We start from the raw sequence: 19,969 nt of genomic DNA, 5'->3' as shown, positions 1-19,969 counted from the left end.
ACAAATAGTAGGATAAATAAAAGTAAAGGAGGCTCTTCAAATGAATATTTTGAATCTATCTCAAGATTAAATATGCTTCTATCTGGCTGTATCCTTATGGTTTGTTGGTCAATTATGTATGTTGAAATATATAGACTTACAAAATCAGTCTGGCCATGTGTTATCATGCATGCAATCGAGGATGCTGTTCCTACTGTTTTAGTTACAATAACAGGGATTATTACTCTTACAAACAGTAGTGATTTTTGGTTAAATCCTACTAGCGGGGTCGCTGCTACTGTTTTATTTCTCGGAATTGGAATCGTACTAAGAACTATAAGAATAAAAAGAGAACGACAATTATTCACACAATAAAAAGCAGATAATGAATTCGTCATTATCTGCTTTCCGATTTTTAAAACTACCTTATTATATTTTTTGATACATAAGCCAATCACCAGAGTCTATCACTTTCTTTAACATCTTTTTATTCTGAGCGATATACACATATGCCTCAATTTCCCTATCAGCAACATATACTGTTTGCGTGATTCGATCATATAAATCAGTCTCCGCATTACCTGTATATTCTTCTAGTTCATCTAACTTACACAATATCTCATCATTTACTACATAAACTTCTCCATACACCTGTTCTTCAATCGAATAAGTCATGGCCGGATATCCTTCATTCGTATCAAATAATTTTCCATATGTCCAAGCTCTGTCTGCGATGCATGTTGCACCTTGCATATAATGAGCATTCGTTTGTCCTCTTCTTAATGTGCCATAAACGAACACATGATACATAAATTCTTATCCCCTTTATATGTCTCTACTTTCTTATTTGTAAATAAGCACGAATCATAAAGTAACTCACTTCATTCGGAAGCTGTTCTTTAATAGATTTCAGCCCACCCTCTGCATTTTGAACGGCAGTTTCAATAAGAGATTCATACTCTGCTGGAACAAAGCTTTGCCAATCTACTTCCATTCCATCCTCATAGCAGCGAATTAAATGGTTTTCAATTGTTTGTCTTGATAAGTTACGTTCTTTTGCAATCTCATTCAAATCAATACCTTGTTTATACATTTCATATGTTTCTAAATGAGAATTTGCGGACGCTTTTCCTGACTTTTTACGCTCTGAAACTACTTCTGTCTTAATCGTTTCAGCATAATTTGGATTTTCCTCAATAAAATGCTGAACTGCTTGTAAGAAGTGCGAGCCATATTTCACAAGTTTGTGTTCTCCGATACCTTTTACCGTCAACAATTCAGAATCATTTTGCGGCATTTTCACACACATATCTTTTAATGTTTGGTCAGAGAAAATAACGAACGGAGGTACACCTTCTCCTCGTGCAATTTCTTTACGTACTTCACGAAGCACTTCAAATAAAGGATGGTCTTGAACAATTTGTCTTGTCTCTACTCGTTCTTTTCGTAAAACATTCTCTTTACCAAGTAATACTTCTTTCCCTTTTTCAGTTACTTTTAACGTCGGATAAGTGCCGTGTTCAACTGCAATTAACTCGTCTGAAATTAAAAACTCAATAAACTCACTGACCTCTTTTACACTACGGTTCGATAAAAGCCCATACGTTGGTAAAGTATGAAAATTAAATTCAATAACTTTCTTATTCTTCGACCCAGTTAATACTTGCGCTATCATTTGCTTTCCAAAGCGTTGGTTCGTTCTAATCATGCATGATAAAACCATTTGTGATTCTCTTGTCACATCGATGCTCTCGCGATTGTCTGTACAATTACCACAGCGTCCACAATCTTCTTTCGGTTCTTCTCCAAAGTATTGCAAAATGAATGATTGTAAACATTGTTCTGTATGACAGTAATCAGTCATATTTTGCAATTTTTCAAGTTCATTTGAAAAACGTGATTCTCCAGTTGATTGATCAATTAAAAAACGCTGTACTTGTACATCTTGAGAAGAATATAACAATATACATGTACTATCTAATCCGTCACGACCAGCACGTCCTGCTTCTTGATAGTAACTTTCCATATTTTTTGGAAGCTGATAATGAATTACGTAACGAATATTCGATTTATCAATACCCATCCCGAATGCAGATGTTGCTACCATTACACTTACTTCATCTCGTAAAAAGAGTTCTTGTTGCTCATTTCGATCACTATCACTCATACCAGCATGATATTTTGATACAGAAACACCTGCCTTCATCAAATCTTCATATAACTGATCGACTACTTTTCTAGTAGCTGCATATATAATCCCGGATTCCTTTTGATTTTGACGAATATAATCCGCCAAATATGCATTTCGATCTTGCCCTTTAATGACAGAAAACGATAAGTTCTCACGCTCAAACGTTGTCATAATTGTATTTTCTTGATTAATTTCAAGTGTGTTACAAATATCATCACGTACTTGCGGTGTTGCTGTTGCTGTTAATGCTAATACGAGCGGCTTTTCTGGAAGATAATCTAATATGCGATGTATATGTAAATAACTTGGACGGAAATCATGTCCCCACTGTGAAATACAGTGTGCTTCATCAATCGCAATCATAGGGATTTTCATATCAATAAGTTGATCAACAAACTCCATCGAATCAAGACGCTCAGGCGCCACATAAAGTAACTTGTAATGTCCTTGTTTCGCTAATTGAATTCGCTGATTTGCTTCTGCAATAGATATAGAACTATTAATATATGTAGCTGAAATGCCATTCTGTACCAATGTATCTACTTGATCCTTCATAAGTGATATTAGAGGCGATATAACCAACGTCGTTCCTTCAAATACTAATGCCGGAATTTGATAACAAATCGACTTACCGCCACCCGTTGGCATAATACAAACCGTATCTTTCCCATCTAGTACATTTTTAATTGTTTCATCTTGTCCTCTTCGAAACGAAGAATAACCAAAGTAGGACGCTAAAAGTTCTTGTGCTTTAGTAAACAAAAAAGAGTCACCCGCTTTTCTTTATCTTTCATCTACTTCTATTATATCAATCACTTATGCGACTTGAAAGGGATGATTAGATGCTTATTGTTTTTTCATTATTCTATGTTTCTTCACTTATTTAATATGAATTAGCATCATTATTTTATATGTTTTACAACATTTATAACGTAAATCCAGTACACAAGAAGAAAGAGTTTCAATTTAAATGTTCATTTTATTTCCCTTTCTTGAATACTACTAATCGTATACATATAAATTCAGGAGGTTACTATATGAAACATCGTAATATGAGTTCCATCAAGGCAAAAACGAAAACACAAAAACTCCAATTCTCTAATAATGATGCGTGGAAATATGAATCATACTATAAGTACCAGCCATTATTCTCTTATAAAAAGCTTTTTAATTTTCTTTCTCAACTTTTTAGACGTTAATATATGTGCAAAAAATATATCATTCACAGAATTTTTCTCAATATTAAATGTATAGACTTACTACAATTCAGTTGTTACCATATATAATAATCTGTTGGATAAACCCCTTAAGTTGACCTGCTTATATTAGCAGGTCTTTTTCATGATTACATACTTCTGTGTACCTCGATCTCACTTCCAAGTCTTTTCTCCATTTTATAACCATATTTAAATCCCAACAATTAATGATAATCATAAATTGTTGGGATTTAAATTGTTCACATATAATTATGCAATTCTTCTTTCTCAATACACAAAACACATTTTACTTGTTACTATAAAAGTACTCCAGATGAGTTTTTTGCTCATCGACATTATCTAGTTATTGGGGCCTGCCGCGGGAAGCAGGTCCCTTTGACTGTATGAAGGTCCCAATTTCATTTGGACACATTTACCAGGTTTTTTCAAAAGAATTTTATGATAACATTACGTAGTCGAGTCCGACATCTCGGCAATACCCTTTTGAGGGTCTGCAACTTCCCTTACAGACCCTCTTTTACTTTATATTCAATTTATTCATATATACCACAACACCATTCATTGAATTTCTCCATTTCAAATTCCCTAAAAATAATCTAGGACACGTAACTAAAAATAAATCTTCATCATACTTTGAGTTATACATGTTCAAAGGAGTGTTACTATTTATGTATTCTTATTGGCAATCGTATTACTCCCCCTACCATAACCCTTATGTAAACTATGATTTATCCGTACGGAACTACCGAATTAGTAAAAATGAGAATTTTTTAAAAGGGTATATGCGTTCTTTATGGGAACAACACGTCGCTTGGACGAGATTGGCTATTATAAGTATAGTATTTAATTTACCAGATGTTAATGTTACTGTTGGACGACTTCTACAAAACGCAACACATATGGGACTATCACTTGAACCATTTTACGGTGAGGATGCAGTGAAAAAATATAGTGCATTAATTAAAGATCACTTAGTAATTGCAGCGGATCTTGTTAAAGCCGCAAAAGCTGGTAATCAAAATGCAGCGGCCGCTATAGAGAAAAAATGGTACGCTAATGGTGACGCAATTATTGAATTCCTTAACAGAATCAACCCATATATAGATAAAGAAGAATTTAGAAAAATGATTTATGAACATTTAGCACTAACGAAAGCAGAAGCACTTGCCTTCCTAAATAAAGATTATGAAGCAGGAGTAAAACTTTACGATAAAATTGAAAAAGAAGCATTAGAAATGGCTGACATGATAACAAACGCAATCGTAAAACAATTCCCGCAAGTATTTCAATAAAGTGAAACTTTAATCAGTGAGGGGTTTGTTCATCCCCCACTGATTATCAGCTCTCACCAATCGGCTTATTTAGTTTTCTCTCCATGATATTTCACCTCTCCTCTTTACATTTAGCTTATATCGATATATTTTATTAATATCCGTTTTTTATAGGAGGAAATAGTTTGATTAACGCGATTGGTCTCGTTTTTATACTTACAAATAAACACGAGAAAAAAAAGAAAGTTTACTTAAATGAAAAATTTGCACTAATAGATATTATTGATTCTAAAGAAGTATTTGATGATGAAGGGAATCCTTTAGTAGAACTAACATGTAAATACAGTATATATTTAGATGAAAAATATTACTGTAAATCTCTCGATGATTATACCGGACAAGTCTTTCCTTTCTTAAGTGCAAAAATAGGAAAAGGTCTTCTAAGAAACTTAAACTATTACTTTTCTTACGTTGATGCCTATGATAAGAAACCACCAGTTAAAGAAATAAGACCACTTATGAAACAAGTAACTAACAGATAGCCAAAAATACCAAAAAAAGAAAGCATCTAATCCTGGATGTTTTCTTTTTTATTAAAAACTCATTAACTTTCATCCTCTTCTAAAAGTATGTATCCAAGCATATTTTAAATTAAAAACATTGGAGGATTAGAGTGAATGAAATACTCAGAAACAATTATAAGCAAACGACTTCGAATACTTAAAATGACGGGTATGTTTTTCATGCTAGTGTTAATAGCATGGATTGGCTATACAAAATTACTTTATGAAAACGGCTTTCTTCAAGAAAAAAAGAATTCAGTAGAAGTAATGAACACTAGCATTACAGGAGAAATAGAGCAGCTTTTTCATATAAACTTGCAAGGTTATCGAAAAACAAGCCTTGATGCTGTTATAGAAGCCAGTAAAACCGATCCAAGTGAACTATCCTTAATTGAACTAGTCAACAAATCCTGCTCGCGAGATTGCATAGGTGAACCAGTTACATATGTAAACTCAAACAATGGATATATCTTTTATAAGGAATCTAATGGAACTAATGTAGCTATAACGGTTAAAAAGAAAGACAAATGGGTAATTGTAAAGAAATCTGTTCAAGATGGAATATAATCACCCAAAAAAAGAGTACGCATCGTACTCTTTTTTATTATTAATACCCTTCCTCTTCATGCCTACAATGGCATTTCGCTTTTGTTTTACAATGACATTTTTCACACTCACACTTCGGTTTCTCTTTGCAACAACACTCGTGAAAATCATTGCGCTTACATCTACATCTCCCAAACATTAAATCATCCCAAAATTTATTACAATCTTGAAAATGTCCACAATGACAAGTATTTCTCATAAATATGCTTCCTCCTTGATAGAATTCATCATATTCTATGTTTGAAAGTATACAAAGGCTTGTTTATTAGTCTATTTTCTCCATATTATAAGTAGAGTTAAAAGATTAAATAAAAATAAAAACCGTCACATGACGGCTCTTATTTTTATTTAGCAAACTACTTTTATCTCACGTACTCATAGTACCATTTACGTGCATCTAACCAAGCTGTAAATTTATCGATATTCCCGGACGGATAGCCATTCGTTATAGCATAACCAATGCCATCTTTTTGAACGACAATTTGTCCATCAATACCCGCATCAACCATAGCTTGAGCCAAAGCTTGTAAATTACTAAATGCTACACCACCAGTTTTTACTTTGAGCAAATCCGCTGCACCTCCTCCAGTTTGTCCTGTAAGAGCAAATACAATAGAATTAGCGATTTTATCAACATTCCATTTTGCCATGTCGGATTCATTATCAATAAACCCTAATTCAATAAGAATAGCCGGTGCCTTCGTTCCATTTAATACTGCTAAATCTGTACGTTGTTTCGCACCTCGATCACGCCATCCAATATCTTTTGCTAGTTGAGCTGAGATTTTAGCCGCCAAATCTTTCTGATCATAATATAAAACCTCAACACCCTGTCCATTTCCATCACTTGCATTAAGATGAAAAGAAATAACTAAATCCACAGCATGGGAATTGCTATTCCGAATGATATTATTTAAATTTTGTGATTGAGTTGCCCCTACCTCGTCCGTATCGTCATAAACCGTGTGTCCTAGGGCTCTTAACTTAGCCGCCACGGCATCTTTAACTTGCCTATCTAGAACGTGTTCTTTCCGATTCCCGAAATTAGCACCTTGAACAATACTATTGTGTCCTCCGTGCAAACTATATCTAGCCATTATTCATCAACATCTCCTTTCTTAATATCTTATTCAAAACTTGTCTTATTGCTATTCCCACTTACAATCTTAACTGTGCCCATACGTCCTATATTTTCTAAAAGTGATGCAATTTGTTTTCGATATAAAAAAGCTATCGCTTCATAAATCGAATGATTTATTCTCTAAATTACTTTTACATGAATGACGACACGAACAAAAAAGCATCACCCTTTCGGCGATGCCTAAAAACTCTATTTTACTTTTCAGCTCCCTAAATAAATAGAGTTTAAAATCACTGAAACTACACCTATATTTCCTCCCTTTCCTTCACAGCTTCTTTCAACCTCTGCAACATATACCCAATTCCTTTACACCCCTCTAGCGGATATGTAATCATTTCTTCTGGATATAACTTTGTCACTACTTTTTTATGCTTCTTCCCTGCTAGTAAGACGATTTCGTCAAACTGTAGTAAACTTTTATCTACCATCTGTTTTTGTAATTGCTCTATACTTATTACCTCATCGCTTTTTGAATCAAATGCAAGATCATAGTTTTCTAATACAATATCACTTGGTCTTAAAAATCCATGTTTCGCTGATAATATAACCCAGTTTTCGAAAAACATAGTTGCGTACGCCTGACATGCTTTTCCGAACGGACTAATATATACATCTTTTGCTTCCATCGGTCCGTAGTCTGAATGTTTATCCCAAATTTTCTTTTTTCCGCATGGAATTATACATAGCCTTTTCATATATATTTCTACTCCCTTTACTTTGGTAAATAAAATTCGTTATTTTGTACATTTTTTTCTCGAGATACTATATAATAATTCTGAAAGTTAAAATTACACATTTTACCATATGCGTACTATAGATTACTCTCATTGCAAATATTATAATACCATAAAAAATTTTTCATTTTTTCTTCAAAATAATGAAACTAAATTATAATGCAAGTATGTATTAATAAAACAATAAAGGAGGTTCATAAAAATGAAAAATATTATTCCTGCACTATTAGTCTATTTTATCGTTTGCGTTATTTCCGTTATCATCCCAGCATCTGAAGGCTATAATTATGTCGGCTGGAAGTTATTTGTTGGGCAAGTGTATGCGATACCTATTTTCTTCATTACTACGATAATCACATTTTATATAAACAAGAAAAAATCTTACGAATAAACGATTATAAGGATAGCTAACGCTATCCTTATTTTAATTCGTTAATCAAAACTTTATATCCTTTCTTCTAAAAAGTTAAACGCAACATCTGTATTTCAGCGTTTAAACGCAGTTCCTCCGAAATCCAGCTCTCTAATTTTGAAACAGATGCAATATTTTTTCAAAAAGCCCCTGTAATTTACTTTTCAATACTTCCATATCATTAAGCATACACAATGCGACTGTTTAAAAGTTAAAAATTTCTGCTTATTATAAATAAAAAAGGACAAATAGCCAATCTGACTACTTGTCCTTACTGTTCATCTGTACGCAATACGATTAAGCTTGGAATGCTTCTGTTAATACTGGTACGATTTGTTTTTTACGAGATACAACACCTTTTAAAGTAGCTGTATTGTTTTCTAGTGATACGTTGTATGCTTTCTCAACAACGTTTGCTGCTTTACCGATCGCAAGACCGACAGAATCGTTAGTTAAGATATCAGTTACAACGAATAAGAATAGGTCTAAACCTTTTTCTTCTACTACTGCAGAAATTACTTTTTCAAGTTCCGCTTGGTGTACAAGAACGTCGTTTGTATCAACAGCGTTTACTTGTGCGATTTCAACTTTCGCATTACCCATTTGGAATTCTTTAGCATCAAGAGAGATTAATTGCTCCATTGTTTTTCCGCTTAAGTCAGCACCAGCTTTTAACATTTCTAAGCCGTAGTTATCTGCATCTACACCAGCGATTTCCGCTAATTCACGAGCAGCTGCTACATCTTGTTCTGTGCAAGTTGGAGATTTGAATAGTAAAGAATCTGAAATGATTGCAGATAACATTAAACCTGCAACTTCTTTACGAATTGTTACGCCATTTTCTTTGTACATTTTGTTTAAGATTGTAGCTGTACAGCCAACTGGCTCACAACGATAGTATATAGGATCGCTTGTTTCAAAGTTAGCAATACGGTGATGGTCAATAACTTCTAACACACGAACTGATTCGATATCGTTAGCACTTTGTTGACGCTCGTTATGGTCAACTAAAATAACGTTGTCCACTTCGCTTGCTACTGTCTCAACAAAACGCGGTCCTTCTACTTTAAAATAGTCTAACGCAAATTGAGTTTCACCGCTGATTTCGCCTAAACGTACAGGCTCAGCATTCATTCCTAATTCTTTTTTCAATTCTGCATAAGCAATTGCAGAACAAATTGCATCTGTATCTGGGTTTTTATGCCCGAAAACTAGTACTTTTTCCATGTTTTCCACCTCTTCATGAAAAGAATATCTTAAAGAAGCAAATATGACAATATTTAAAGCATATTTTTTTATAAATAATTGCACTTTCTTCTATATTTTTCATCATTTTCATAAAAAAAATCATCTAAAATGAATTAGATGATCGAAATGTATGTTTCAATTAAAATAGTGTAGGAGCTTGCACTACATTGTTAAAAGCAAAATTTGAGGATAAGCCATTATTCAAAAGGTTTACATCTATAACTTGATAAAACGCATTTCCAGTGTCTGCAATTTCCCAAACAGCTAAAATAAGATGGTATCCACTACGGTCAGTTGGTACATTTGCTTCGTGCGTTACTGTTGTCCCTGGTCTAGCTCCACCGTCATTTTTTACATAGAATGGCACTAAATCTAAATCTGATCGCGTCAAAGGTTTATTTGGATTCCAACCTTTTTTCGTAATATAATATTTCCACTCTTTCGTACTATGAGGAGCCGTTAGTTTCCACTTGAATGTATTCGTCCCGCCATTTAACGTAACTTTCTTCCACCTATCTACAGTTTGAACATCTAAAGCGGGAAAATGACCAGCCCCTGCAATTTGTCCATCAGAAGGTCCTAGTTGTGGAAATCCACCTATCCCTTCTACACTTTGTGGTTCATATTGAATTGGTCCACAATTTACATTTACACCTTGCTTACATAAATAAGATCGGCTCGCTGGTGATTCTACATATCCATGAGCTGAGGCCTTTTCTGAAAACCCAAATGTTAATAATCCCGTAAGTAATACGCCACCACTTAAAATAACTTTCTTCATCTTTTGTAAACTATTCTTTTTCATTCTTTCATCCCCTTCCCATAATAAAGCGAAAATAACTATAGTCGGCTAGTCATCTTCTCTACATTTATTATAAGACGAGAATCATTACTAAAAGAACCCTCTAAAAACTTTCTCAAATTCATTTAGTGCGTTAATTAGATTATAATTAACTATTTTAACACCGCCAGAAAAATATAGACGGTGTTAAAAATAGTCGTTTATTATTCACTTACTAATAATTAAGCACTCTCCCCGTTTGATTATAACTTAAATGTTTTTATAATAAAGAACCGTAGCATCTAACTTTCCATTCGGAGAAATTGCATACCCTGGTATTGTTCCAACTTCTTGGTAGTCTAGTGATTTGTACAATTTATTGGAAGGATCTCCTTCTCTAGTATCTAATACTAAAAGAGACCTGTTTTCTTGCTTTGCTCGTTCCTCTGCTTTTTGCATAAGCGATCGTCCAATACCGTTTCGTCTAAAGTTTGGATGAGTCATTAATTTGCAAATCTCAGCTCTATGAATTCCGTTAGGCTTAGTAACTAATTGTAATTGAATACTCCCTGCTACTTCGTTGTTTATTTTAGCCACATACAATATCACTTCTGGCGCTAATACTGTTTGCCAATACTTTGTTGCATCTTTTTGTTCCAGTGGAGGCAAAAAACCAATTGATGCCCCATCATTTACAACCATTTTCAAAAGTTTCGAAAGTTCTTCTATATCATTTTCTAGTTTCTTAATTTCTTCAATTACTAAATTTCGCATTACTTTTCCCCCTTTTGTTTCATTGTAACAATTTTTAAAGAAGGAATAATGAAATAATAAGAGGAATTTATAGTTAAGATATGATTTTTTGTGAAAGGATAACGATATGAAATATATATTAGATAGAATGTACGCAAAAGAATTACTCGAATGGGCATATGAACAAAACCCGGGCCCTTGGTTTGAACATTCACTACATGTTGCTCATGCAACTGAAAACATAATTATAGAACTTATAAAAAAAGGGTACAAGCTAGATGCTGACATAGCATATAACGCTGCCCTTTTGCATGATATCGGAAGATACAAAGGTTTTACCAAATCGGTCATTCATTCCTATGATGGTTATATGTATATGAATGATTTAGGGTATACAGGAAACGCTGTTATTTGTGTGACACACTCATTCCCATGCAAAAATGAACATATAGATATCGCAGCAGAATGGAGTCTCGTTCCTGACCATATGAGAAGCCGATTAGTTGAAATATTAAATGAACATTGTAACTACGACTTATACAATAAAGTAATTACTCTTTGTGACGCTCTTGCTGATGCGGATGGCTTTACTACGCTGGAAAGAAGATTAATTTCTGTTGGTTTGCGTCATGGTACAACATCTCATACATCTTTACATTGGAAAGGGTTTTATGCGATTAAGAAAGAATTAGAAGCTTTAATCGGTAAGAGTATATACACAGTTCTTCCTGATGTAGAAAAATCTATTTATGAAGATATAGAATATTAAAGTAAATACAAATTGAAAACGATAAAATTTGTATTTATGTTTCTAAAAGACTCTTTCAAAAATGGAGGGATTTCTTATTAGTAAAATAGGATTTGACTTGATAAACCTTGAGGGGAATTTTGAATTTGGATATGAAGATATAAAAAAGATTTCTATGAGATGTAAATTTTCTAACTGTTCACATACAAATGAACCAAACTGCGCGGTTAAAAGAGCTATCTCTGACGGTGCTCTTTCTGAAGAAGTAGTTAACAGTTACTATAGAGATTTTAATGAGGCACATTATGTTTCTAAACAGAAAAATAAAACAAAAGCCATTGATTATATGAAGCAATTGAAGCTTTTTACAAAACCTTAAAATTAAATAAATAGTTGTTATTTCTCATTCCTACTAAATTTAAAATTCTCCCATTATTGTATAACCATAAATTGAACCCATCCTAGATAATTTTTATACTCAAATTTAATTTCACATAAAAAACGTTTTAAACATAAAGTTTAAAACGTTTTTTATTCAATGCTTTTGATTTTTCAATTCTGTTAAACACTCTTGTACTAAAGTTACCGCTTGACTCATCGCAGCTCCGCCAGCAAATGCTGCTGAAACACCACATGCTTCTAGAATCTCTTTATCCGAACATCCTTGATCAAGACAACCTTTTGTATGATAAATTGTACAATACTCATCTTGCGTTGCTAAACTAATTCCTAATGCAATAAGTTGTTTTTCTCTTTTTGTTAAAGAACCCTCTTGAAAACAAGCTTGCGTGAACGCATTATATGTCTCAGCGATTTCAGGAATTTGATTTGTAAAACTACCTATACCTTCTTTATAATGATGTAGAATATCATTTATCGAACTATGTTGCTCATGTTCCATCTTATTCCCTCCAGTCATATTATCCATACTTATTGTAGTATGTGATGAAATGGAGGCAATATACCTTCTTTTAAATTAAGAATTTTTAGTTAATTTAAGTTATAATTTTAAATTATCATCTACAATAACTTTTTCTCTAGAACTTTTTCTTTCAACCTCTTTACTTCTTTCTTCCCAAAATGTTAATCCTTCAATCCCCACATTTTTAGGATTAAATACTGGATCTTTCCCTTCTTTTTTCTGCGTTTCATAATCTTTTAACACTTTTAATGCGGTTTTACTTAAAAGTAAGATTGCGATTAAGTTTAACCATGCCATACTACCGATTCCTAAATCTCCAAGATTCCATAAAAGCGACGCTGATTCAACGCTACCGATGTAAACCATAATTAAAAATCCAAATTTTAAAACTGGTTTTAACCAGCCATACTTCAGTTGACGATCTAAATAAGTAAGTGTCGTTTCAGCGATATAGTAATAAGCGAGTAACGTTGTAAATGCAAAAAAGAAAATCGCAATTGAAATAAATATTGGACCAAACCCTGTTATCACAGTTTCAACTGCTTGTTGTGTATAAATTGGACCAGCTTCCACATTTCCTATGTTTTGTACAATGGCGGTTTTCCCTTCAGGTATAACATTATACATACCTGTTATTAAAATCATAAGAGCTGTCGCTGTACATACGACAATTGTATCGATATATACGGAAAACGCTTGAACTAATCCTTGTTTTGCGGGATGCGATACTTCAGCAGCCGCCGAACTATACGTCGCTTCTCCGACACCAGCAACGTTTGAAAATACAGCGCGTTTTACGCCCCATGCAATAGCTGCACCAACAATTCCACCAAACATTTCATTTACACCAAATGCGCTAGAGAAAATTAAAGCAAACATCCTTGGAATCTCCGTTACATTCGCAATTAATATGATACATGTAACAATTACATAACCAATTGCCATAAATGGAACAAGCATTTGAGAAACGCCAGCAATTCTCTTTACACCACCAAAAATAATTGCTGCTAGTAACACGACTAAAAATATACCAGTTATATATTTGCTAATACCATTAGAGTTTTCAAATCCAACTGCGATACTACTAGATTGAATACCTGGTAATAACACGCCATATGAAAGTGTTACAACTACTGCTACAATGACTGCAAACCATTTCATTTTCAAACCTTTCTCAATGAAATATGGAGTACCGCCGCGATATTCATTCCCTACTTTACTTTTGTATACTTGAGATAATGTTGATTCTACAAACGCGCTCGCTGCCCCTAACAAAGCCATTACCCACATCCAAAATACAGCTCCAGGACCGCCGAAAGCAATTGCTGTCGCTACCCCTGCAATATTACCAATTCCAACTCTTCCTGATAAGGCTAAACAAAATGCCTGAAAAGATGATATTCCCGTCTCTGAACTCTTTCCTTCAAATAATAGTTTAATCATCTCTTTAAAATAACGGATTTGCAAAAAGCGTGTTGCAATCGTGAAATATACGCCTGCCCCTAATGCAAAAACAACTAAACCGATACTCCACACTTGCCCTACTAACCATTCTACTAAATTCTCCATCCAAATCCCCCTTATCATTCTTTGGAAAAGCAATTTTGTATATAAAAAAAACGGACAACTATTATCAAACTTTCTAGTTGTCCGCATCTTTCATTATTTCATCCCTCAATTTTTATCAGTAAAACGCCCTATTACTTTATATTTACCCAAACACTTTTCACTTCTGTATAATTATCAAGCGCATATGAACCTAATTCGCGGCCAATACCAGATTGTTTATATCCACCAAATGGTGTAGCTGCATTTTCTAAGTTATAATCATTAATCCACACTGTTCCTGCTTTTAATTTATTTGCTACTTGATGACCCGTTTTGATATTTTGCGTCCATACACCCGCAGCAAGGCCATAGGATGAGTTGTTCGCTCGTTCAATTACTTCTTCTGTCGAATCAAATGGAAGTACGACAACAACTGGTCCAAATATTTCTTCCTTAACGATTGTCATATTGTCTGTAACATCTGTGAATATAGTTGGCTTAACGAAATAACCTTTTTCAAGCGCACGTTCGCCACCAGCCGCAACTGTAGCACCTTCTTTCTTCCCTTGCTCAATATAATTTAACACACGCTCTTGTTGTTTCTTAGATACGAGTGGACCCATTTCCGTTCCTTTCTCCATACCTGCTCCAAGTTTTACGTTGTTCGCCATTTTCACAAGTGCATCTACTACAGTTTCATAATGTTTACGATGAACAAATACACGTGATCCTGCGCTACAATTTTGACCGTGATTATACATAATACCTTGGAATGCACCATTTATCGCTTCTTCCAAGTCCGCATCTTCTAAAATGATATTTGGTGATTTTCCGCCAAGCTCTAACGTTACATGCTTAATCATTTCTGCAGATTGACGCATAATATACTTTCCTGTAACAGTAGATCCTGTAAAAGCAACTTTATCAATGTCATGATGATTTACAATTGCAGCCCCTGCTTCAGGACCAAAGCCTGATACAAAGTTTACAACGCCGTTTGGAAATCCAGCCTCTTTAAAGAGTTTCGCTGTATATAGTAAAGATAAAGGCGTTTGCTCTGCTGGCTTTAATACAATCGTACAACCTGTCGCCAGTGCAGCTCCCATTTTCCAAGAAGACATAACAAGCGGAAAATTCCACGGAATAATTTGTCCTACAACACCAACAGGTTCATGTCTCGTATAATTCAAGTAATCTTTTGAAATCGGGATTGTTTGCCCAATAATTTTTGTAGCCCATCCTGCGTAATAACGATAATTTTCTACAGTCGCTGAAATATCATCATCAAGTGCTACTTGATATGGCTTTCCATTATCTAAAGCTTCTAGTTGCGCTAATTCTTCTCTATGTTCTTCAATTAAATCTGCTAATTTATAAATAAGATGCGCTCTTTCAGCAGTAGTCATTTCTGCCCACGGGCCAGATTCAAATGCAGATCTTGCCGCTTTTACTGCAGCATCAATATCCTCTTCTTGCGCTTCACATACGACTGCTAGAACCTCTTCTGTTGCTGGATTGTACGTTTCAAACGTCTTTCCGCCAATAGCAGAAACAAATTCGCCATTAATAAACATTTTAATTTCTTCATTTAAAAACGCTTCCACTTTTGGTTTCAGCTCAATATTTGTCTTTAACATTATGTTCTCCTCCTTATTTAAACAGCTGCATGAGCTGCAATATTTGATAAAATCGTTTGAAGCTTTTGATCTTCTTCTACAGTTAACCCTAGTCTTGGATAGCGAGAAGGTCCTCCCGCTTGCCCATGTAATTCCATAGAACGTTTAACGATTTGAACATATTTCCCTGATCCTTCAAGAAACTCGCAAAGTGGTAAAATAGCATCGTTTATTTCCCACGCCTTTTCTAATTCACCATTTTGAAAATGCTCATACATTTTTGTAACGAGACCGGGAACAATATTTCCTGCTACTGAAACCCATCCCGAGGCACCAACTAAATATGATTCCATAACTAAATCTTCAGAACCACAGAAGACTTGGAAAGCCCCTTCACTTTGTCTTACTAAATCTCTCGCTTTTCGAATATCTCCGCTAGATTCTTTAATATGTGTAACATTTCCACACTCTTTTCCAATACGGAGCATTAGCTCTGTACTCATATCAACACCAGAAGTAAATGGATTATTGTATAACATAATTGGTATATTTACAGAGTTTGAGATTTCTTTAAAATGAAAATAAATCTCCTCTTCCTTCGGTTTACAATAGTAAGAGTTTATAATTAATACACAATCCGCTCCGTGCGCTTCTGCATGTTTCGTATATTCAATTGTTTCTTTCGTCGTCTCTGCTGCAGTTCCAACAATAACTGGAATACGGCCATCAATTTCTTTCAACACGGTTGCTACCATTTTAAATCGTTCTTCTTTTGATAAACTTACAAATTCTCCTGTACTTCCATTAATGATGATACCTGCAACGTTTTGTTCGATAAAGTAATTTACATTTTGCTTTACCCCATCCCAATTAATTTCCTGAAATTCATCCATCGGTGTTATTAATACTGGAAATGCCCCTTTAATTTTTTGCATATTTATCTCTCCCTATCACATTTTATTTTAATAAGAAACCTGCCGGAAACGGATCCGTAGGGTCTAATAGAAATGTCTGCATCCCTGTAATAAACCCTCTACTTTCAAAACGGAAAATGTATCCTAGTTCCTCCTTCTTCACTTTCTCCACAGTTATAAAACTATTAAATATACTTTCATTTTTAAAAGGTTTATCCGCCATATAATCATTTTTAAATAACGCATGAACATAGGAAACAATAGTAGAAACAAAACCTGGCGAACGTACGATAAAGTTATCTTCATGAAATGTAATCGACTTTATATGGTTCTTTTCTTTTTGCGAAGGATCTACTAAAATAAGCCTTTTTATTAGCGACTGTTTTTGTATAGTCTGTAGTGTAGCTTCTCCCCATCTTTTCAATTCAGAAATGTTTTCCATGCGAATTTCTGGCGAATACGCACCTTTCTCTACAACTGCATATACTTTATCTGCTTGTATGAGAGAATAACTTACATTACCAACCTGTAAATTTTCCTCAATCATATAGCATAGTTTGCTTTCAAACGAAACCGATATAACTTCATCATTCTCTACATACGCATGAACTAAAAATATTCCAGATAACGTTTCAATTTTATATTGATTGGACTCTCTCTTTTTTAAATAACCACTTTCGAGTAACATCGTTATTACTGCAACAATGCCTCCATAATGAAGCGGAATCGAACCTTCATGATTAAAAAATAATACAGCTGCATCCACTTCATTATGGATAGATGGAACGACAATACACCCATTCAAACCGATAAAACCACGTGGTTCATTTAATAAAAGCTTCATCTCTTCTGCTAATTCACCTGAAAATTGTTCATTTAATTGCTCCAAACTGTAGTAGTATTTGCATGGTACGTCTTTCATTACACGAAATGTCTCGCCATTTACATGTACGTCTACTGCTGTATACATTTTTTGAATGTCCATTTTATATCCTCCGTTTCATGTTCCATCGGCGGAATTAGCAAAAATCCTTCTTTAAGTGGATCCATTTCATTGTAAAAAAATCTATGCATACCCATAAGCCAAGCTGATCCCGTAATTTTCGTTATGACAGCTTCAATATTTTCAACATGTGTCGTATCCATGACATATCCTTTAAATAAAGAACCAACGATACTCTCATGAATGAACTCTTCACCAATCTCGATTTCTTTCTGAGCGTATAATACAGCTAGCTTCGCAGATGTTCCTGTACCGCATGGAGATCGATCTATTCCGCCTGGTGGTACAACAACTGTATTTTTCACATGCGCACATTCATGAGTAGGATCTGTATAAAATTCAACATGTGTTAATCCTCTTATAAACGAATACTCTGGATGAGTGATTTCATACTTCTCATTAATTGTGTTCCTTATATGAATCGCCTTATCGATGATTGTAGATGCATTTTCTGGTACTAATTCTAGACCTACTGATTTCGCATCAATAATGGCATAAAAATTCCCTCCATACGCAATATCAGCCTCTATAGTCCCAATGTCTTTCACTTGTACAGTAATATTTTTCAATAAAAAAGCTGGTATGTTACAGAAAGATACTTCTTTTGCTTTTCCATCTTGAACAGCAATATCTACTTCAACTAAGCCAGCCGGTGTATCTAGTTTTAAAGAAGTAATCGGTTCAACTACCGGAATTAAACCTGATTCAACTAACGCTGTACATACACCGATTGTATCGTGACCACACATCGGTAAATATCCACCTGTCTCTATGTATATAACACCTATATCAGCCTCAGGATGACATGGGTCTGTTAATAATGCTCCTGACATTACATCATGACCACGCGGTTCATTCATTAACAATTTTCGAATCCAATCATACTCCTTTTTCATATGTAACATCTTCTCTGCCATCGTCTCTCCAATCAACTTTGGAAGTCCACTAATTAATGTCCTCGTTGGATTCCCACCTGTGTGTGTATCAATCGTCGTAAAGACTCTTTGTGACCTCATCCGTTTAACACCCTTTCTGTAAAACGACTCAAACGAAGTGGTTCAATAGGAATAATTGTCTCTTTTTCATTTAATAACTCTTCAATTACTTTTCCAGTAACTGCTGCAAGACTAATCCCATCACCTTCATGTCCAGCGGCAATGAAATAATTCGGAATATGTTCCACTCGTGAAATAATCGGTAAATGATCTTCTGTCCACGGACGTAAACCAGCGTAAGAACGAATTACCATCATATCTGCCATTTTCGGATAAAAACGAATTGCTCTATTTGCGATACATTTAATGACTTCATTATTTATCCTCGTATGAAATCCTACAAATTCACGACTACTACCAATTAAGAAATTTTGACTTTCAGTAGGCTCAAATACGAGCGCAACCCCGTATTTTTCAGTTAAAGCATCCACTTTTCGTTTTCCGCCAAATTTAGAAATTAAATAACCGAATTCCATTACTTTACGGCATCCTACGTGTTGTTGCCTTGAAGCTACAATAATATGCCCTTTTCTCGGTTCAATTGGTATATTTATATTTAACATCTGACCAATCTTAGGAGCCCACACACCGGCTGCATTTACAACTTGTTGTGCTGTAAAAGTTCCATTCGTAGTTTCTACAACAAATGAACCATCCGTCTCTATTTCCATACTCTTTACTTCCGTCTGCTTAAAAGCTTTTGCGCCAAACTTTTGTGCCTCTGACAGAAGCGAGAAAGCAAGGAGATATGGATTCACAGTTGAATCCGTCGCACATTCTAAACCGCCTAATAAATCATCAGCAAAAAAAGGCGACTCTTCCCTTATATCTTGCCTATCAAGCATTCGAAACGGTAATCCAGCTTCTTGTTGCCGATTTACCCATTGCTGCGCAGCTTCCATCTCTTCGTCTGACTCACATACGAGAATACTTCCTGGTGCCCTATATTCAAATGAATGCTCTAATTCTTCACTTAAATCAGTTACTAATTTTTGACTTACTAAAGACATTTGACTATCAAATCCCGGGTCTTTATCAATGGCCAAAATATTCCCATCACACCGTGAAGACGTCCCGCTGACAAATTCCCCTTTTTCAATGATTGTTACGTCTCTTCCGTATTTTGAAGTGTAATAAGCGATAGAACACCCTATTATTCCACCACCTATAATTAAAACGTCGCAGTGCCTCACAATATACTCCTCCTTTCCTAGCCCTCTCACTTTCTTTTTATGCAATTGACGTGCCAATTCTGTACATATACAATTTTTATAAAAAATATTTTTATTTGTAAAAATATTTTAAATTCATAGTAAATAGGTGTATT

At 34.6% G+C, this 19,969-nt stretch carries 21 protein-coding genes and 1 pseudogene; 7 read left to right on the top strand and 15 right to left on the bottom strand.

Annotation, left to right across the window (positions count from 1 at the left end):
* Positions 1 to 39: 39 nt before the first annotated feature.
* A pseudogene (locus ACK1U5_RS04455) lies at positions 40 to 354 on the top strand (CPBP family intramembrane glutamate endopeptidase); the annotation flags it as partial.
* Positions 355 to 408: 54 nt separating this feature from the next.
* On the opposite strand, the gene ACK1U5_RS04450 reads toward ACK1U5_RS04455, so the two are convergent.
* Complete coding sequence (locus ACK1U5_RS04450) at positions 409 to 789, bottom strand: gamma-glutamylcyclotransferase family protein (RefSeq protein WP_000274915.1); 381 nt, start codon at positions 787 to 789, stop codon at positions 409 to 411.
* Between the two features lie 25 nt (positions 790 to 814).
* Positions 815 to 2,932, bottom strand: coding sequence for a DNA helicase RecQ (gene recQ / locus ACK1U5_RS04445; RefSeq protein ID WP_069605325.1), 2,118 nt, complete (start codon positions 2,930 to 2,932; stop codon positions 815 to 817).
* 1,123 nt (positions 2,933 to 4,055) lie between these two features.
* Between recQ and ACK1U5_RS04440 the strand changes: the two genes are divergently transcribed.
* The 3 genes from ACK1U5_RS04440 (at position 4,056) to ACK1U5_RS04430 (ending at position 5,788) form a co-directional block, all read left to right on the top strand.
* Complete coding sequence (locus ACK1U5_RS04440; RefSeq protein WP_069605326.1) at positions 4,056 to 4,679, top strand: acetylglutamate kinase; 624 nt, start codon at positions 4,056 to 4,058, stop codon at positions 4,677 to 4,679.
* A 164-nt stretch (positions 4,680 to 4,843) separates the two neighbouring features.
* The gene (locus ACK1U5_RS04435; RefSeq protein WP_000606231.1) at positions 4,844 to 5,200 is read left to right on the top strand and encodes a hypothetical protein; all 357 of its coding nucleotides are present in this window, start codon (positions 4,844 to 4,846) and stop codon (positions 5,198 to 5,200) included.
* 135 nt (positions 5,201 to 5,335) lie between these two features.
* Entirely contained in the window at positions 5,336 to 5,788 is a 453-nt protein-coding gene (locus tag ACK1U5_RS04430; RefSeq protein ID WP_000877571.1) for a hypothetical protein, read from the top strand.
* Here ACK1U5_RS04430 and ACK1U5_RS04425 read toward each other — a convergent pair whose 3' ends face one another.
* The 3 genes from ACK1U5_RS04425 to ACK1U5_RS04415 form a co-directional block, all read right to left on the bottom strand.
* Positions 5,789 to 5,962: a hypothetical protein gene (locus tag ACK1U5_RS04425; protein WP_000503011.1), complete on the bottom strand. Its 174-nt coding sequence runs from the start codon at positions 5,960 to 5,962 to the stop codon at positions 5,789 to 5,791.
* A 227-nt stretch (positions 5,963 to 6,189) separates the two neighbouring features.
* Positions 6,190 to 6,924: an N-acetylmuramoyl-L-alanine amidase gene (locus ACK1U5_RS04420; RefSeq protein ID WP_044584544.1), complete on the bottom strand. Its 735-nt coding sequence runs from the start codon at positions 6,922 to 6,924 to the stop codon at positions 6,190 to 6,192.
* A gap of 289 nt (positions 6,925 to 7,213) precedes the next feature.
* Positions 7,214 to 7,663 carry a DUF6884 domain-containing protein gene (locus ACK1U5_RS04415; protein WP_000824873.1) on the bottom strand — a complete coding sequence of 150 codons (450 nt, stop codon included), beginning with the start codon at positions 7,661 to 7,663 and terminating at the stop codon, positions 7,214 to 7,216.
* 241 nt (positions 7,664 to 7,904) lie between these two features.
* Between ACK1U5_RS04415 and ACK1U5_RS04410 the strand changes: the two genes are divergently transcribed.
* Entirely contained in the window at positions 7,905 to 8,093 is a 189-nt protein-coding gene (locus tag ACK1U5_RS04410) for a DUF4017 family protein (protein ID WP_000789486.1), read from the top strand.
* A 318-nt stretch (positions 8,094 to 8,411) separates the two neighbouring features.
* Here the strand turns inward: ACK1U5_RS04410 and ppaC are convergent, their stop codons facing one another.
* The 3 genes from ppaC to ACK1U5_RS04395 form a co-directional block, all read right to left on the bottom strand.
* On the bottom strand, positions 8,412 to 9,386 hold the full coding sequence (gene ppaC, locus ACK1U5_RS04405; protein ID WP_396125280.1) for a manganese-dependent inorganic pyrophosphatase: 975 nt from the start codon (positions 9,384 to 9,386) through the stop codon (positions 8,412 to 8,414).
* 115 nt (positions 9,387 to 9,501) lie between these two features.
* On the bottom strand, positions 9,502 to 10,167 hold the full coding sequence (locus tag ACK1U5_RS04400; protein WP_000742279.1) for a lytic polysaccharide monooxygenase: 666 nt from the start codon (positions 10,165 to 10,167) through the stop codon (positions 9,502 to 9,504).
* A 246-nt stretch (positions 10,168 to 10,413) separates the two neighbouring features.
* Positions 10,414 to 10,917 carry a GNAT family N-acetyltransferase gene (locus tag ACK1U5_RS04395; protein ID WP_001245250.1) on the bottom strand — a complete coding sequence of 168 codons (504 nt, stop codon included), beginning with the start codon at positions 10,915 to 10,917 and terminating at the stop codon, positions 10,414 to 10,416.
* A 106-nt stretch (positions 10,918 to 11,023) separates the two neighbouring features.
* Between ACK1U5_RS04395 and ACK1U5_RS04390 the strand changes: the two genes are divergently transcribed.
* Entirely contained in the window at positions 11,024 to 11,665 is a 642-nt protein-coding gene (locus ACK1U5_RS04390; RefSeq protein WP_000874102.1) for an HD domain-containing protein, read from the top strand.
* Between the two features lie 61 nt (positions 11,666 to 11,726).
* On the top strand, positions 11,727 to 12,023 hold the full coding sequence (locus tag ACK1U5_RS04385; RefSeq protein WP_000398281.1) for a hypothetical protein: 297 nt from the start codon (positions 11,727 to 11,729) through the stop codon (positions 12,021 to 12,023).
* A 156-nt stretch (positions 12,024 to 12,179) separates the two neighbouring features.
* Here the strand turns inward: ACK1U5_RS04385 and ACK1U5_RS04380 are convergent, their stop codons facing one another.
* The 7 genes from ACK1U5_RS04380 to ACK1U5_RS04350 all read right to left on the bottom strand — a co-directional run bounded on the left by ACK1U5_RS04380 (position 12,180) and on the right by ACK1U5_RS04350 (position 19,835).
* Positions 12,180 to 12,572, bottom strand: coding sequence for a carboxymuconolactone decarboxylase family protein (locus ACK1U5_RS04380; RefSeq protein WP_002005224.1), 393 nt, complete (start codon positions 12,570 to 12,572; stop codon positions 12,180 to 12,182).
* 72 nt (positions 12,573 to 12,644) lie between these two features.
* On the bottom strand, positions 12,645 to 14,135 hold the full coding sequence (locus ACK1U5_RS04375) for an alanine/glycine:cation symporter family protein (protein WP_000429521.1): 1,491 nt from the start codon (positions 14,133 to 14,135) through the stop codon (positions 12,645 to 12,647).
* Between the two features lie 131 nt (positions 14,136 to 14,266).
* Entirely contained in the window at positions 14,267 to 15,751 is a 1,485-nt protein-coding gene (locus ACK1U5_RS04370) for an aldehyde dehydrogenase family protein (RefSeq protein ID WP_000920987.1), read from the bottom strand.
* Positions 15,752 to 15,768: 17 nt separating this feature from the next.
* Complete coding sequence (dapA, locus tag ACK1U5_RS04365; protein WP_001169463.1) at positions 15,769 to 16,665, bottom strand: 4-hydroxy-tetrahydrodipicolinate synthase; 897 nt, start codon at positions 16,663 to 16,665, stop codon at positions 15,769 to 15,771.
* Positions 16,666 to 16,687: 22 nt separating this feature from the next.
* Positions 16,688 to 17,629 carry a proline racemase family protein gene (locus ACK1U5_RS04360; RefSeq protein ID WP_069605327.1) on the bottom strand — a complete coding sequence of 314 codons (942 nt, stop codon included), beginning with the start codon at positions 17,627 to 17,629 and terminating at the stop codon, positions 16,688 to 16,690.
* Positions 17,599 to 18,663 carry a proline racemase family protein gene (locus ACK1U5_RS04355; protein WP_069605328.1) on the bottom strand — a complete coding sequence of 355 codons (1,065 nt, stop codon included), beginning with the start codon at positions 18,661 to 18,663 and terminating at the stop codon, positions 17,599 to 17,601. Before ACK1U5_RS04355 ends, ACK1U5_RS04360 begins: the two co-directional genes overlap by 31 nt.
* On the bottom strand, positions 18,660 to 19,835 hold the full coding sequence (locus ACK1U5_RS04350) for an NAD(P)/FAD-dependent oxidoreductase (RefSeq protein WP_044584549.1): 1,176 nt from the start codon (positions 19,833 to 19,835) through the stop codon (positions 18,660 to 18,662). The genes ACK1U5_RS04355 and ACK1U5_RS04350 overlap by 4 nt, the downstream gene beginning before the upstream one ends.
* Positions 19,836 to 19,969 lie beyond the last annotated feature (134 nt).

Source organism: Bacillus sp. XB1 (assembly GCF_053557995.1).
This window is presented reverse-complemented; position numbering and strand designations above follow the sequence as displayed.

Bases quoted from the DNA above. Each gene is read 5' to 3' on its own strand.
- ACK1U5_RS04395 (WP_001245250.1), bottom strand. From the start codon at position 10,917: ATGCGAAATTTAGTAATTGAAGAAATTAAGAAACTAGAAAATGATATA.
- ACK1U5_RS04355 (WP_069605328.1), bottom strand. From the start codon at position 18,663: ATGAGGTCACAAAGAGTCTTTACGACGATTGATACACACACAGGTGGG.
- ACK1U5_RS04360 (WP_069605327.1), bottom strand. From the start codon at position 17,629: ATGGACATTCAAAAAATGTATACAGCAGTAGACGTACATGTAAATGGC.
- ACK1U5_RS04370 (WP_000920987.1), bottom strand. From the start codon at position 15,751: ATGTTAAAGACAAATATTGAGCTGAAACCAAAAGTGGAAGCGTTTTTA.
- ACK1U5_RS04375 (WP_000429521.1), bottom strand. From the start codon at position 14,135: ATGGAGAATTTAGTAGAATGGTTAGTAGGGCAAGTGTGGAGTATCGGT.
- ACK1U5_RS04420 (WP_044584544.1), bottom strand. From the start codon at position 6,924: ATGGCTAGATATAGTTTGCACGGAGGACACAATAGTATTGTTCAAGGT.
- ACK1U5_RS04430 (WP_000877571.1), top strand. From the start codon at position 5,336: ATGAAATACTCAGAAACAATTATAAGCAAACGACTTCGAATACTTAAA.
- ACK1U5_RS04390 (WP_000874102.1), top strand. From the start codon at position 11,024: ATGAAATATATATTAGATAGAATGTACGCAAAAGAATTACTCGAATGG.
- ACK1U5_RS04415 (WP_000824873.1), bottom strand. From the start codon at position 7,663: ATGAAAAGGCTATGTATAATTCCATGCGGAAAAAAGAAAATTTGGGAT.
- ACK1U5_RS04410 (WP_000789486.1), top strand. From the start codon at position 7,905: ATGAAAAATATTATTCCTGCACTATTAGTCTATTTTATCGTTTGCGTT.
- ACK1U5_RS04450 (WP_000274915.1), bottom strand. From the start codon at position 789: ATGTATCATGTGTTCGTTTATGGCACATTAAGAAGAGGACAAACGAAT.
- ACK1U5_RS04400 (WP_000742279.1), bottom strand. From the start codon at position 10,167: ATGAAAAAGAATAGTTTACAAAAGATGAAGAAAGTTATTTTAAGTGGT.
- ACK1U5_RS04385 (WP_000398281.1), top strand. From the start codon at position 11,727: ATGGAGGGATTTCTTATTAGTAAAATAGGATTTGACTTGATAAACCTT.
- ACK1U5_RS04380 (WP_002005224.1), bottom strand. From the start codon at position 12,572: ATGGATAATATGACTGGAGGGAATAAGATGGAACATGAGCAACATAGT.
- ACK1U5_RS04440 (WP_069605326.1), top strand. From the start codon at position 4,056: ATGTATTCTTATTGGCAATCGTATTACTCCCCCTACCATAACCCTTAT.
- dapA (WP_001169463.1), bottom strand. From the start codon at position 16,665: ATGCAAAAAATTAAAGGGGCATTTCCAGTATTAATAACACCGATGGAT.